This is a genomic window from Poseidonocella sp. HB161398 (assembly GCF_005870025.1).
Classification (GTDB): Bacteria; Pseudomonadota; Alphaproteobacteria; order Rhodobacterales; family Rhodobacteraceae; genus Mangrovicoccus.
The window spans coordinates 1-13,478 of record NZ_VATA01000022.1; the positions used below are offsets into that span (position 1 = coordinate 1).

Annotated in this window: 13 protein-coding genes; 5 read left to right on the forward strand and 8 right to left on the reverse strand. The window is 70.0% G+C overall.

The features are described from left to right. A partial coding sequence (locus tag FGX59_RS17755) for an electron transfer flavoprotein subunit alpha/FixB family protein (RefSeq protein ID WP_138468481.1) occupies positions 1 to 618 on the forward strand: 618 nt, incomplete at its 5' end. Positions 619 to 678: 60 nt separating this feature from the next. On the opposite strand, the gene FGX59_RS17760 is transcribed toward FGX59_RS17755, so the two are convergent. From FGX59_RS17760 to FGX59_RS17775, 4 genes are read right to left on the reverse strand one after another with little or no spacing between them, the layout of a single operon-like run. Further along, positions 679 to 1,170 (reverse strand): hypothetical protein, encoded by a 492-nt coding sequence (locus FGX59_RS17760; RefSeq protein WP_138468482.1) that lies wholly within the window; start codon positions 1,168 to 1,170, stop codon positions 679 to 681. Between the two features lie 48 nt (positions 1,171 to 1,218). Further along, on the reverse strand, positions 1,219 to 2,403 hold the full coding sequence (locus tag FGX59_RS17765; protein ID WP_138468483.1) for a DNA recombination protein RmuC: 1,185 nt from the start codon (positions 2,401 to 2,403) through the stop codon (positions 1,219 to 1,221). Continuing rightward, the gene (gene mutL / locus FGX59_RS17770; RefSeq protein ID WP_138468484.1) at positions 2,400 to 4,271 is read right to left on the reverse strand and encodes a DNA mismatch repair endonuclease MutL; all 1,872 of its coding nucleotides are present in this window, start codon (positions 4,269 to 4,271) and stop codon (positions 2,400 to 2,402) included. Before mutL ends, FGX59_RS17765 begins: the two co-directional genes overlap by 4 nt. 51 nt (positions 4,272 to 4,322) lie before the next feature. Further along, positions 4,323 to 4,850 carry an acyl-CoA thioesterase gene (locus FGX59_RS17775; RefSeq protein ID WP_138468485.1) on the reverse strand — a complete coding sequence of 176 codons (528 nt, stop codon included), beginning with the start codon at positions 4,848 to 4,850 and terminating at the stop codon, positions 4,323 to 4,325. Positions 4,851 to 4,993: 143 nt separating this feature from the next. On the opposite strand from FGX59_RS17775, the gene FGX59_RS17780 reads away from it, so the two are divergent. The 4 genes from FGX59_RS17780 (at position 4,994) to FGX59_RS17795 (ending at position 9,244) form a co-directional block, all read left to right on the forward strand. Then, on the forward strand, positions 4,994 to 5,281 hold the full coding sequence (locus FGX59_RS17780; protein WP_370296114.1) for a YggT family protein: 288 nt from the start codon (positions 4,994 to 4,996) through the stop codon (positions 5,279 to 5,281). 115 nt (positions 5,282 to 5,396) lie between these two features. Continuing rightward, a complete protein-coding gene (locus FGX59_RS17785) occupies positions 5,397 to 5,963 on the forward strand; it encodes a DUF6478 family protein (RefSeq protein ID WP_138468487.1) in 567 nt (188 codons plus the stop codon). 73 nt (positions 5,964 to 6,036) lie between these two features. Next, a complete protein-coding gene (locus FGX59_RS17790; RefSeq protein ID WP_138468488.1) occupies positions 6,037 to 8,061 on the forward strand; it encodes an NADPH-dependent 2,4-dienoyl-CoA reductase in 2,025 nt (674 codons plus the stop codon). Between the two features lie 262 nt (positions 8,062 to 8,323). After that, the gene (locus FGX59_RS17795; protein WP_138468489.1) at positions 8,324 to 9,244 is read left to right on the forward strand and encodes a LysR family transcriptional regulator; all 921 of its coding nucleotides are present in this window, start codon (positions 8,324 to 8,326) and stop codon (positions 9,242 to 9,244) included. A gap of 232 nt (positions 9,245 to 9,476) precedes the next feature. Here FGX59_RS17795 and FGX59_RS17800 read toward each other — a convergent pair whose 3' ends face one another. The 4 genes from FGX59_RS17800 to FGX59_RS17815 all read right to left on the reverse strand — a co-directional run bounded on the left by FGX59_RS17800 (position 9,477) and on the right by FGX59_RS17815 (position 13,449). Beyond that, a complete protein-coding gene (locus tag FGX59_RS17800) occupies positions 9,477 to 10,370 on the reverse strand; it encodes an OmpA family protein (protein WP_138468490.1) in 894 nt (297 codons plus the stop codon). Continuing rightward, entirely contained in the window at positions 10,367 to 11,095 is a 729-nt protein-coding gene (locus FGX59_RS17805) for a GNAT family N-acetyltransferase (RefSeq protein ID WP_240722537.1), read from the reverse strand. The genes FGX59_RS17800 and FGX59_RS17805 overlap by 4 nt, the downstream gene beginning before the upstream one ends. After that, on the reverse strand, positions 11,092 to 11,826 hold the full coding sequence (locus FGX59_RS17810) for a molybdopterin-binding protein (RefSeq protein ID WP_138468491.1): 735 nt from the start codon (positions 11,824 to 11,826) through the stop codon (positions 11,092 to 11,094). The genes FGX59_RS17805 and FGX59_RS17810 overlap by 4 nt, the downstream gene beginning before the upstream one ends. Positions 11,827 to 12,060: 234 nt before the next feature. Continuing rightward, a complete protein-coding gene (locus FGX59_RS17815; protein ID WP_138468492.1) occupies positions 12,061 to 13,449 on the reverse strand; it encodes a hypothetical protein in 1,389 nt (462 codons plus the stop codon). Positions 13,450 to 13,478 lie beyond the last annotated feature (29 nt).

The window sequence follows — 13,478 nt, forward strand, 5'->3', positions numbered from 1 at the left end:
GCGCTGCTCGACGTGATGATCATTTCGGACGTGACGGCCGTCGTCGACGGCGCGACCTTCGAGCGTCCGGTCTATGCCGGGAACGCGATCCAGACGGTGAAATCCATTGATACCAAGAAGGTAGCGACCATCCGCACCTCGACTTTCGAGGCCGCCGGAAGCCAGCCCGCCTGCGCGGTCGAGACGGTTTCGGTGCCCGGCGCGACGGGCCTCGCCGAATGGGTCGAGGACAAGCTGGCGGAGAGCGACCGTCCCGAGCTGACCTCGGCGAAGATCGTGGTCTCGGGCGGTCGCGGCGTCGGCTCCGAGGAGAGCTTCGCGATCATCGGCGCGCTGGCGGACAAGCTGGGCGCGGCGGTGGGCGCCTCGCGGGCGGCGGTCGACTCGGGCTTTGCGCCGAATGACTGGCAGGTCGGGCAGACCGGCAAGGTGGTGGCGCCGGATCTGTATATCGCGGCGGGGATTTCCGGGGCGATTCAGCACCTTGCGGGGATGAAGGACTCGAAGGTCATCGTCGCGATCAACAAGGACGAGGAGGCCCCGATCTTCCAGGTCGCCGATTACGGCCTCGTCGCCGACCTCTTCGACGCCGTGCCGGAGCTGACCGGGAAGCTCTGAGCGCCCCGGGACAGAGACAGTCAAAGGCCCCCGCGGGGGCCTTTTTCGTGTCCGGGCGGATCAGCCGCCGAAAGCGTGGTGGTACTGCAGCCCGACCCGTTCCGCGCTGGAACGGAAGCCGCCATCGGGTCCGGCGCGATGGTCGATCGCCACCGAGACCGCATCGCCCGAGGGCATCCGCAGCCCCACGCCCAGCCGGGTGCGCAGCGCCAGATCGTCCTTGGTGTTCACGCCATTGGCGAAATCGTAATAGCCGGGCATTGCGCTGCCCTCGACGAACCAGGCGCCGCCCAGCGGCACCTCCGCCGTCACGCCGGCGCCGACCCAGAGATCGTCGATCCCGTCGAGCACCGCGCCACCGCCGAGCCTGATCCCCACCGGACCGATTTCGCCCAGCGTGTTGCTGCGCAGATCGGCCGAAACGCTAAGATCGCGGTCGTCGCGCGCCGAGCCCGGGTCGCTCTGGCCGAGGCCGAAAACCGCTTCGCCGGCCATGGCCTGGGCGGCGAGAAAAAGGCCCGCAAGGGCCGATAGTGCCGGAAGAATCCGCATGCCTGTCCTGCCTGTCGTTCTTTTGTCCAAGAATCTGTACCGGCAGATCTAGCCGCGACGGGGAAACTCCGCCAGTGGCTGCGGACCGGCTGGGCGAAGAGCCGCCTCCGCGGGCTGGGGCGCGATCTCCTCGAAGTCGAAATTGTCCAGCCGCTGCGCCCGGCGCCCGGCCTTCTCGGCGCTGGTGCGGATCTCGGCGAGGTCCTTGGCCGCCTGGCCGAAATGCCGGTCGAGATTGCCGACCCGGTCTCCCAGCCGCTCGACATCGCGGGCCAGCAGCCCGAGCTCGCGGCGGACATGGCCCGCCTGCTCGCGCATCCGCACGTCCTTCAGCACCGCGCGCATCGTGTTCAGCACCGCCATGCAGGTGGTCGGAGAAACGGTCCAGACCCGCAGCGAGAACCCCTCGCGGACGATCTCGGGGAAGCTGGCATGCAGCTCGGCATAGACCGCCTCGGAGGGCAGGAACATCAGCGCGCCGTCGGCGGTCTCGCCCTCGATGATGTATTTCTCGGCAATCGCGCGCAGATGGCTGCGCAGGGCGGTGCGCATGTCGCGCGCGGCCACGGCCTGCTCGCGCTCGTCGCGGGCATTGCGCAGCGCCTCGTAGGCCTCCAGCGGGAATTTCGAGTCGATCACGATCGGCCCCGGCGGGTTCGGCAGGTGGATCAGGCAGTCCGCCCGCCGCCCGTTCGAGAGCGTCGCCTGCATCCGGTAGCTGTCTGCGGGCAGCGCGGATTGCACGATGTCATGCAGCTGGATCTCGCCGAAGGCGCCGCGGGTCTGCTTGTTGGCCAGGATGTCCTGCAGCCCCAGCACGTCGCCCGAGAGCTTCTCGATATTCGACTGCGCCTTGTCGATCGCCTCCAGCCGCTGCTGCAGGTCGCCGAGGCTGCGCGCCGTCCGCGTCGCCTGGCCGTGCAGCGTGTCGCCCATCGACTTGGTGACCTCCTCCAGCCGCCGCTCCATCGTCGCCAGCATGGCCGATTGCGCCACCGCCTGCGCCTCGGCGACATGGGAAAGCCCGCCGGCCAGACGCTGCTGGGCCTCGCCCAGCCCCTGGACGCGCGTGCCGACGGCCTGGATCGACTGGACCAGCGCCTCGGACTGGCGCGCCGCGCGGGAGGAGGCGCGCAGCGAGGCGAGCAGCAGCAGCACGAGCAGCCCCGCCGCGCCCGCCGCCATCCAGAGCCGCGGATCCTGCAGGTCGAAGGCCAGGGCAGCGCCGGTCATGTGCGCCCGAAGAGCCGTTCGATGTCGGAGAGCTTCAGCCGCACATAGGTCGGGCGGCCGTGATTGCACTGGCCGGAGAGCGGCGTCGCCTCCATCCGGCGCAGGAGCGCGTTCATCTCCTGCGGCTGCATCTGGCGGCCGGAGCGGACCGAGCCGTGGCAGGCCATGCGCGACAGGACCGCGTCGATGCGGGCCTTCAGCGCATCGCCGCCAGTGCCCTCGAGCTCGTCCCAGATGTCGCGCAGGAGCTTCGCGGCATCGACATGGCCGAGGATCGCGGGCGTCTCGCGCACCGCCACGGTATCGGGGCCGAAGGGCTCCAGCGACAGGCCGAGCCCGGCGAGGTCCTCCGCGATCTCCCGCAGCGCCTCGGCGCCCCCGGCCGGCAGGGTGACGATCTCGGGGATCAGCAGCGCCTGGGCAGGGACCGAGCGGGTCGCGGCCTGGGCCTTCAGCTCCTCGTAGACCAGCCGCTCATGCGCGGCATGCTGGTCGACGATGACCATGCCGTCGGGGGTCTGGGCGATGATGTAGTTCTCGTGGAGCTGCGCGCGCGCGGCGCCGAGCGGATGGTCCTGCGGCGCCTCGTCGGGCACCGGCGCGGGCGCGGGCGGCGCGGCGGGCTCGAACCGGGCCGAGGGCGCGCCGAAGCCCTCCATCGGCGGCAGATCGGGCGCGGGGCGCGGCGCAGGGGCCTGGGCCATGTAGGCGGCGGCACGGCCCTGCAGCGAGGGGCGGTCCATCTGGTAGACGCGCGGCGGCTGGGCGGAGGTTTCTTCCGGGCGGAAGGCCCCCAGCATCGCGCCGGAGACGGTGGAGGAGGCGCGGTGCCCCTCCCCCGCCAGCGCATGGCGCAGCGCCGAGACGATCAGCCCGCGCACCGTTCCGGAGTCGCGGAAGCGCACTTCGGCCTTGGCGGGATGGACGTTGACGTCGACCAGCTGCGGGTCGAGATCGACGAAAAGCACCGCCGCCGGATAGCGCCCCGAGGGCAGCACGTCCATGTAGGCGGCGCGCAGCGCGCCGCTGAGCAGCTTGTCGCGGACCGGACGGCCATTGACGAAAAGGTACTGCGCCTGCGAGGAGCCGCGCGCATAGGTCGGCAGCGCGGCATAGCCGGTCAGGCGGACGCCCTCGCGCTCGGCCTCGACGCGGATGGCGTTCTCGATGAACTCTGCGCCGAGGATCCGGCCCAGCCGGCCATGGAGCGCGTCGAAGAGGTCGCCGGTCTCGGCATTGAGGCGCAGGACGGTGCGGCCGCCGTCCTCGCGGCTTTCGCGCAGGGTGAAGGCGACCGCGGGCTCGGCCATGGCGAGGCGGCGCACGGTATCGGCGATGGCCTGCGCCTCGGAGCGGTCGGTGCGCAGGAATTTCAGCCGCGCGGGCGTGGCGTAGAAGAGGTCGCGCAGCTCCACCACCGTGCCGCGGCCGAGCGCGGCGGGGCGCACCGGCGCCAGCCGTCCGCCCTCCACCGTGATCGACGCGGCCTCGGCGCCTGCGAAGCGGCTGGTGACCGAGAGACGGCCGACCGCGCCGAGCGAGGGCAGCGCCTCGCCGCGGAAGCCGAAGCTGTGGATGTTCAGCAGGTCGCTGCCGTCGATTTTCGAGGTGGCATGGCGCGACATTGCCAGCGGCAGATCCGCCGCGGCGATGCCATGGCCGTCATCGGTGACGCGGATCAGCGTCTTGCCGCCATCGGCATAGTCGATCTCGATCCGCCCGGCCCCGGCATCGAGCGCATTCTCGGCAAGCTCCTTCACCGCCGAGGCGGGACGTTCGACCACCTCGCCCGCGGCAATGCGGTTGATGGCGGCCTCGTCGAGCTGGCGGATCGGTGCGGGGCTGATATTGCGGTTATGCGCGTTCATTCCACAAGGGATAGCACGGGCGCGGACAGGCGCCAAGCGAGTCGCACGCGGCTATTGCGGCGGCCAGGGGCGGCCTCCCTCGGCCTCGATCCAGGCGCGGATCCAGTCCGGAACCTCGGGCGAGGGTCCGTCATGGCCCATGGCCGCCAGCACCTTTTGCGTGGGCACGATGCCATTGGCGTCGGTCACGGCGATCCGCACGAGGATCTGCGAGGTGCACTCGCCCTTCCGCCACATCGACTGGTCGAGATAGAAGAACCGGTGGTCCCAGGCGGCCAGCCGCACCCGCGACTCGACCTGGTGGAAGACCCGGACGCGGCGGCGGAAGCGCACGGAGAGCCCCGCCACGGTCATGCCCCAGCGCTGGCGCTTGAGGACGCCCCAGAGCCCGGTGCGCTTGGCCTGGACGACGCGGGCGATGTCGTAGAGCGTCAGCGTGCGGCCGTTGTTGAGCTCGAGGAACATGTCGAGATCCCAGGGCCAGATGCGGTGGGTGGTGGCATGCAGCTCCTGCGGCAAGAGCGGCGGCGCCTTGCGGTAGAGCCAGAGATCGGCGGCCATGCGGATGAACGGATACATCGGAACCTCCTCGGATTGCCGGCAGAGGGCCAGCGCCCTGGGGGCGCGTCAAGGCGGACATCGCGTCCGTTCTTGTTCTTTTTACCATGAATGCCTAGGTGCTTGGCAAAGCGCCATTCCCGAGGAGAGTTCCGCCCATGATCATGATCCTGCAACTTGTCGACCTGATCCTCAGCGTCGTCTTTTTCGTCATGATCGTTCACATCATCATGAGCTGGCTGATCAATTTCAACGTGCTGAACCTCAGCCAGCCGCTGGTCTACCAGATCTGGGACGGGCTGAACCGGCTGCTCGACCCGCTCTACCGGCCGATCCGGCGGATCCTGCCCGATACCGGGGCGCTGGATCTGGCGCCGCTGGTGGTGTTCATCGGCATCATCGCGCTGCGCGACATCATCATTCCGGGCCTCGCCCGCGGCATGATGATGTGACCGCCCGGGCCGCAGCCAGGCCCGACCCGGCTGCCGCTGCGCCCGGAAGCCCGGCCGGTCGCGGTCGGGCACGCGCCCTGCGGCGGCCGTATCGCCCCTTGGCAGACCGGGCCGGATGACCGGCGGCCTGCCCCCGCTCCGCGCGCTGCGCCATCCGCAGCCGGTGCTGGAGCATCTGCCCCTGCCCTGGCGCCGCGGATGCGGCTCCGGCCCGCTTGAGGGGCGCTTCGCCCCGGATGCGGCACTATTCCATGACGGCGGCGCTGCAGCGGAGATCCGGCTGGAGGCCCGCGCCGATGGGCTGGAGCTCTCGGCCCGGCGCTTCGGCGGCAGCTATGTCTCGCTGGCGATCGACCTGCCTGCGGAGATGGCCGCGGATCTGGGCCCCGCGCATAACCTCCGGCTGCGGCTGGCCCTGGCGGCTGGCAATACCCCCCTTCCCGGCGGCGGCTATCTGCGGCTGACGATCGAGGAGAATGGCACCCCCTGGCAGATGACCGTTCCGCTCGCCCTGGCGGCAGGCGCGCGCGTGACGCCGCTCGGCCCCGGGCCCGCGGCGCCGACCCCGGTCCCGGGCCTCTTCCGCCGCGGCTGGATCGACCTGGTTTTCACCGGCATGGCCGGGCGCGGAGTGCGGATCCCGCATCTCTCGCTCTGCCGCGCCCCCGCCCCGCATCCGTGACGCCGCGTTCCGTCACGCGCGCTCTGGACAGTCGGCGCGGCCCGCGCTTCCCTCTGCCCGAGGGAGGACCGCCATGACCGCTTATCCGCATCTTCTGCGCCCGCTCGAGCTGGGCCATGTGACGCTGCCCAACCGGGTGCTGATGGGCTCGATGCATACCGGGCTCGAGGAGACCGGCGACTGGGCGCGGGTCGGCGCCTTCTATGCCGCGCGCGCCGAGGGCGGGGCCGGGCTGATCGTCACTGGCGGGCTGGCGCCGAATGCCGAGGGCGCGGTGCTGCCCGGCGCGGCGGGGCTGAGGACCGCAGAGGATGTCGCGCATCACCGCATGGTGACCGAGCGGGTCCATGGCGCGGGCGGGCGGATCGCGGCGCAGATCCTGCATGCCGGGCGCTATGCCTATTCCGACCGGGCGGTGGCGCCCTCGGCGATCCGCGCGCCGATCTCGCCCTTCCGGCCGCATGCGCTGGACGAGGCCGGGATCGAGACCCAGATCGCCGATATCGCAGCGGCGGCGGCCCGCGCCCGCGAGGCGGGTTATGACGGGGTCGAGATCATGGGCTCGGAAGGGTATTTCCTGAACCAGTTCCTGGTCGCCCATACCAACCGGCGCGAGGACCGCTGGGGCGGCAGCTACGAGAACCGGATGCGGCTGCCGGTCGAGGTGGTGCGGCGGGTGCGCGCGGCGGTGGGCGCCGATTTCATCCTGATCTACCGGCTGTCGATGATCGACCTCGTGCCCGACGGCTCGAGCTGGGAGGAGGTCGTGACGCTGGCGCGCGCGGTGGAGGCGGCCGGGGCCTCGATCCTCAATACCGGCATCGGCTGGCACGAGGCGCGGATCCCGACTATCGCCACCAGCGTGCCGCGCCGCGCCTTCGCCTGGGTGACGAAGCGGCTGATGGGCGAGGTCGGCATTCCGCTCGTCACCTCGAACCGGATCAACACGCCCCAGATCGCCGAGGACGTGCTGGCCGAGGGCTGCGCCGACATGGTGTCGATGGCCCGGCCCTTCCTCGCCGATCCGCAGTTCGTCGCCAAGGCGGCGCGCGGCGAGGCGGCGCGGATCGCGCCCTGCATCGCCTGCAACCAGGCCTGCCTCGACCACACATTCGCAATGAAGCTGACGAGCTGCCTGGTCAATCCGCGCGCCTGCCACGAGACCGTGCTGGTGCCCGAGCCCGCCGCGGAGCCGCTCGACATTGCGGTAGCGGGGGCAGGTCCGGCCGGGATGACCGCGGCGCTGGCGGCCGCAGAGCGCGGCCACCGGGTCACGCTCTACGAGGCGGCCGACGAGATCGGCGGCCAGCTGGTCCTCGCCGCGCGGATCCCCGGCAAGGAGGAGTTCCGCGGCCTGCTTGACTGGTTCGCGGGCGAATTGGCGGCCTCGGGCGTTGATCTGCGCCTCGGCCACCGCGTCACGGCGGAGGAGCTCGGGGCCTATGACCATGTGGTGATCGCCACCGGCGTGCGGCCGCGGGCGCCCGGCATTCCCGTGGCGCCGGGCGCCGAGGTGGTCAGCTATGCCGAGCTGCTTTCGGGCAGGGCCGCGCCCGGCAAGCGGGTGGCGGTGATCGGCGGCGGCGGGATCGGCTTCGACGTGGCGGAATTCCTGGCCCATGTCCCCGGCCAGAGCCCGTCGGAGGATCTGGCGCTCTGGAAACGCGAATGGGGCGTCGGCGATCCGCGGCAGGACCGCGGCGGGCTGCGCCCCGGGGGCGCCGAGCCCGCGCCGCCGCCGCGCGAGATCGCCATGTTCCAGCGCAGCGCCGGCAAGTTCGGCGGCTCGCTGGGCAAGACCACGGGCTGGATCCACCGCAGCAGCCTGCGCGCGAAGGGCGTGCAGATGGAGGCTGGGGTCGAGTACCTGGAGATCGGGCCCGGCGGGCTGCGCTACCGGCGGAAGGACGCGGAGCAGGTCTTTGCCGCCGACCAGGTGGTGATCTGCGCCGGGCAGGAATCCGAAACCGCTTTGGCGGATCTTGCGGCGCGGCGCCCCGCGGGCAGCACCCATACCGTCGGCGGCGCGGACTCGGCCCGCGGAATCGATGCCAAGCGGGCAATCGCCGATGCCTACCGGCTAATGCTCAAATTATGATTCATTTTTCACGCCGCTTTCGCTAGGGTTGATCCAGTTCAGGGAAAAGCTATGTCCAGGTGGAACAATCGGAAGGCGTCCGGCATCTTCCCGCTGGACGGATCGTGGGAACCAGGTAGTTTCCCAGCTTCGCATGATTGCGTTAACTAGGGTCTTGGCCAATACTTGGCCCTTACCTGAGATCATGCGATGATTTTTATGATGTTTGTACGAAAATCCCGCGTAATCAGGTTCGCGGGGGAAGGAACGGTTGGAGTGGAGTATGGACAGACTGTCTGAGATGGAAGCCTTTGCCGCGGTCGTGGATCAGGGAGGATTCACCGGGGCGGCTCAGAAGCTGGGGATTTCGAAGTCGGCGGTCTCGAAACATGTCTCCTCTCTGGAGGCGCGGCTGGGCGCCCGGCTGCTGAACCGCACCACGCGGCGGGTCAATCCGACCGATGTCGGCCTGGTCTACTACGACCGGGCACGAAACGTTTTGAACGCGGCCGTGCAGGCCGATGCCGCCGTGCTCGGCATGCAGGCGGAGCCGACCGGCACGCTGAAAGTGCTGGCGCCCGCGGATTTCGGCACCTGCGTGCTGGCGCCCCTGGTGGCGGAGTATCTCGAGCTCAACCCGGGGGTCGACGTGAACCTGGTGCTGGGCCACGACCCCTGCGAGGCGGTCAATGGCGATATCGACCTGTCGGTGTGCCTGGGCAGCAAGCCCGACAGCACGCTGCGCAGCCACAAGCTCGACACCGTCACGCGCCTTCTCGTGGCCAGCCCGGACTATCTCGCCCGGCATGGCAGCCCCGCGCGGATCGAGGATCTGGCGCAGCATTCGCTGCTCCATCAGCTCGAAAGCGGCGGCGATCCGTCCTGGACGCTGGTCTCGGCGAGCGGCGAGGCGCGCGTGGTGCGCAGCCGCGGCCGGCTGGCGACCAATAGCGGCACCTGCCTGAAGGACAGCGCCATCGCCGGCATGGGCATCGCCTTCCTGCCGGATTTCCTGGTCGGCGACGCGCTGGCCGCCGGGCAGCTGCAGTCGGCCATGCCGACCCTGCCCGCCCAGACCGCGCCGCTCTATGTCGCCCATGCGCCGAGCCATGGCAGCCTGCCGCGGGTGCGCAGCTTCGTCCAGTTCCTGGTCGACGCCTATGTCGAGGCCCCGCAGGCCCAGGCCGACCGCGCCATCGCCTGATCCGGCCGCGGGGGCGCCTGTCCCCGCTGCCCGCGCACTGGCAAGCTGCCGAAAAGCCTGTCTGGCCGGAGCCCGAGCGGAACAGCAGCCCGTCCCGCGGCCGCTATGCCAAGCACCGGAGCGCTGGCCTGCCCGGCGACCGCCCGGCAGCCAGCCAGAGCGCTCCTTTCCCTGCAGTCCGGCCTCCGCGACGTTCTTCGAGACCGGAGAGGCCCCGCCCCTCGGATCCCCGCTATTCGAAGCCGATCACGACCTCGACCCGCCGGTTCTTCCGCCTCCCCTCTTCGGTGGCGTTGGTCGCCCGCGGCGCCAGCGCGCCCACGCCGGCCGCGGCGACCCGCTCCGGCGCCAGGCCCAGCCCGTCGACCAGCAGGCTGCGCACCGAAGCGGCGCGCCGCTGCGACAGATCCATGTTGGCCGCCGCCTTGCCGCTGGCATCGCTATGACCAACGATCGTCGCGCGATAGCCGGGATGCGCCGCCAGATAGGCCGCCAGCGCCGGCAGGCTCGCCGGAACCTCCTCGCCGAGCGTGTCCGCGCCGGTCGCGAAGCTGACATCCTCGAGCACCGCGAAGCCCTCCGCATCGAGCTCCGCCGCCAGATCCCCCGCTTCGGGCCCCGGGACCGGGGCCGTTTCCGGGGCGAGCCCGACCGGTGCCACCGTGGCAGGCAGGAGCGTCGTCTGCTGCCAGAAGACCTGCGACGCGGTCCGGCTGACCACCAAGAGGCGCAGCCCGTCCCCCGTCCCGGTCTCGGCGCCGAGCGCGTAGAATTCCGACAGGTCGAGATACATCTGCGGCGGCGGCAGAAGCTCGATGCCGCTGCGGAAATCGAAGCCGCCGCAATCCGCGGCCGCGCAGCGGAAGAGGATCCGACCGCCGCCGTCCTCGATCTCCGATGCCAGCGTCTCGAAGACCGAGAGCGGCGTCGTCTCCGCGTCGAGCGGGCGCGACCAGGCGACCGTCTCGCGCCGGGCGTCGAGGCTCTGCTGCGGCACTTCGGTGCCGTCGAACGCGCCCGCGGGCAGGCTGTACTGGCCGACCGGATCGTCGCGGCGCCCGGTCTCTTCCGCGACCGCCAGGCCCGGCAGAGCCAGCGCCGCGATGGCCAGCAGGGCCCGGCTCATGGCTGCACGCGGTAGTGGTAGCGAAGCACCGGCTCCATCCCGAGCCCGGCATAGAGCGCCCGCGCCCCGGCATTGCCCTCGGTCACGGCGAGCGCCAGCACCTCCGCGCCCTGCTCTGCTGCCCAGGCCGCGGCCCGCGCCATCAGCCTCGCGCCATTGCCGCGACGGCGAAAAGCGGGGCGGATCTCGATCGCGTGGATCATCGCGATGCGGCCGTCGACCGCGGCGAAGGCGGTGCCGGCCGGGACGTCCCCGTCGCGCGCCATCAGCGAGACATGCGGCCCGCCGACACGGGACATCACCGCCATGCGGTCGCGGCCGATCCCGCCCTGCGCCCAGATCTCCTCCTGGATCGACAAGGGCGGCCAATGGGCGAAGGTCGTCAGCCGCGGCATTTCGATGCCGGCAAAGGCGTCCAGCGGCGCGGCATAGAGCAGGCTCGGATCCTTGATCGCATAGCCCTCGCGCTCCAGCAGCGCGTCGAGCCCGGGCGTGTCTGGCAGGATCTGGAAGACCGGCGCCTGGCCCCAGGCCTGCATCTGCGCCACCGCCCGCGGCAGCGCCTCGGCCAGGCCTTCGGCCCCGGGCAGCGCCCGCGCCGCGCTGACCCGCTTCCCGCCGCCGGGCGAGCGGCGCATCCGGAACGGGCCCAGCGCGGTCTCTTCCGCCGCGGGCCAGGTCGCGGCCAGCGCCTGGCGCATCTCCTCCGGCCCGGGCAGGCTCACGGCGCCACCGGCGGCAGCACCTCGCCCAGCCGCGCCATGGCGGCGTCGATCTTCGGCCCGTCGGTGCCCCGCACGACGATCTGCGCGCCGAAGGCGCCGTCGCGCTGGAACGGGTAGCTGCCCATCGACAGCTCGGGGAATTCCTCGGCCAGCCGCCGCAGCGGCCCGGCGATCTCGCCCTCGGGCATGTAGAGCGTCACCGACTGGCTCAGGAGCGGCGCGCCGCCCGAAAGCGTCGGCATCACCGAGGCGACCATCGCCTGGAAGACCGAGGGCACGCCGGCCATGACATGGACATTGCCGAGCACGAAGCCCGGCGCGGCCGAGACCGGGTTGTCGATCAGCGTCGCGCCGTCGGGGATGCGGGCCATGCGCAGCCGCGCCTCGTTCATCTCGGTGCCGCGATTGGCGTAATGCGCGGCGAGGATGGCGCGGGCGTCATCGCGCACATCGATATGGGCGCCGAAGGCGGCGGCGACGGCATCGGCGGTGATGTCGTCATGCGTCGGCCCGATGCCGCCCGAGGTGAAGACATAGTCATGCGCCTCCGACAGCGTGCGGACGGCCGCGGTGATGGTCGCGGCCTCGTCGGGGATGAAGCGCGCCTCGGCGAGGGGGATGTTGTGGCGGGTCAGCTCGCCCGCGAGATAGTGCATGTTGGAGTCGCGGGTGCGGCCCGAGAGGATCTCGTCCCCGATCACCAGCATCGCCGCCGTAGGATTGCCCGTCATCGCCCTGTCCTTCCTGGAAACGTCCATGCATATCTAGGCCTTCGCTAGCCCTGTTCCATGCCGGGATCAACTGTCCCGACCGTGGCACGGAGACCGGCCGCGGCCAGCCCTCACCCGGTGCGGCCGCATCCAGAGCTCCGCCCAGCGCGCGTGCAAGGTCCTTCGCCAATGTCCTGCAACGCTATCCCGGAGCGCCCGGCTTCCCAGTCTCGGCCGCGGCCCTTTGCACATCGCTCAGATGTCGAGGGACACCGCTTGTGTGACCTCGCGCAGATAGACCGGCTGGATGATGTCGTTGAAGCATTGCGAGGTGGCGGCGACGGCGTCATTCGCATCCGGGCCGAGCAGATACATTAGCCCCACTCCAAGACCACCCCAGAGCACCCCGGAAAACAGGGCCCCAGTATTCTCGCCGAACCCCGTCAGGGCGCTATCGGAAACCTTCTGGCGCCAGTTGATTTTCGGGTTCTCCGCAGCCTGCGCCTGCAACTCGGCTTTTTCGGCAGCCGTCTCGGCGGCCGCAAGCTTTGCCTCCAGCAGGCCAATCTCGGCCTGCGCCTCCCGCAGCTCCCGGACCAGCCGCGCGACGGTATCGGCAGCCTGCTCCAGCAGCTTCGCCAGCTGCGCCTCCTGATCGGTCAGATGGGTCGCCAGCAGCACCGCCGAGATCTGCTGCAGGTATTTCTGCAACGGCTCTGCCGCCGCAAACGGGTCCGGCAGTGCGTTCCCGACAGCATGTATCGCCGTTCCGAGGAGCTGTGCCAAGCCGGCCGCATAGAGGCTCGACCGTTTCGGGTCCCGCAAAAGATGCTGTGCCTGCGTCCGCGCCGCTTCGGGAGGCAGCGCCTTTCTCTGGTGCTCGATTTTCCGGATCGCGTCAGCCACCGCCGCCGGACCTTCTTCCCAAATGTCGTCCGGGATCAGGGCGATGTCGCGGCAGAGCTCCCAGTCGCTCCAAGTTCCAGCAAGGATCGCGAGATACCAGCGGCTCCAGAAAGCCCAATCGCTTTCGTTGCCACTGAAATACTTCAAAATTGCCTTCCTTCCTTTCCTCAGCACCTCCGGTTCGTCTTTGCCAATCCACAAGCCTTGTTCGTTCTGCCAGACTGCGCACCAACCATCGTTCGTCCCGTTTGCGACGTTCACATCTCTTGAGGCCGCAGCAAACGCAGAAGCGCGCCCGAAAGCAGCAGTATCACCAACGGCGGCTGCGGCAGCTTCCCGCCAAAGACCATTTCTAGACTCTACTGAGGCGGCGGCGGACAGAGCTGCAGACAAGGCACGCCGCACCAAAGACCTAGGGGAAAGTAAAGAGGCAGCCCCCCTCCCTGCGCGGTATTTGGATCGAAGAGAGCGCGATGCGGCAACCAACAGAGAAAACTTCTCAGTTGGAGCATTGGCGGCTGCCGCGGACAAAATGGCAGCTCGAAGAGCTGGCAGAACAACCTCAGACAGTGAGGCTCCATCATTTAGCCCCAAACCTGGCAAAGCCATTTCTTGGTCAGCCAAACCAAAGCCCGGCAGTGCCCGAAGCGCCGAGCGCGCCGCAAGATGGATCGAGACCTGATCTGGCTGGTCTTTCAGCCAGGCCTCGATGTCCGTCTCGTCCGCAAATTCCACCATCCAATCGCCCCGCTCAAATCCGGCTCCAC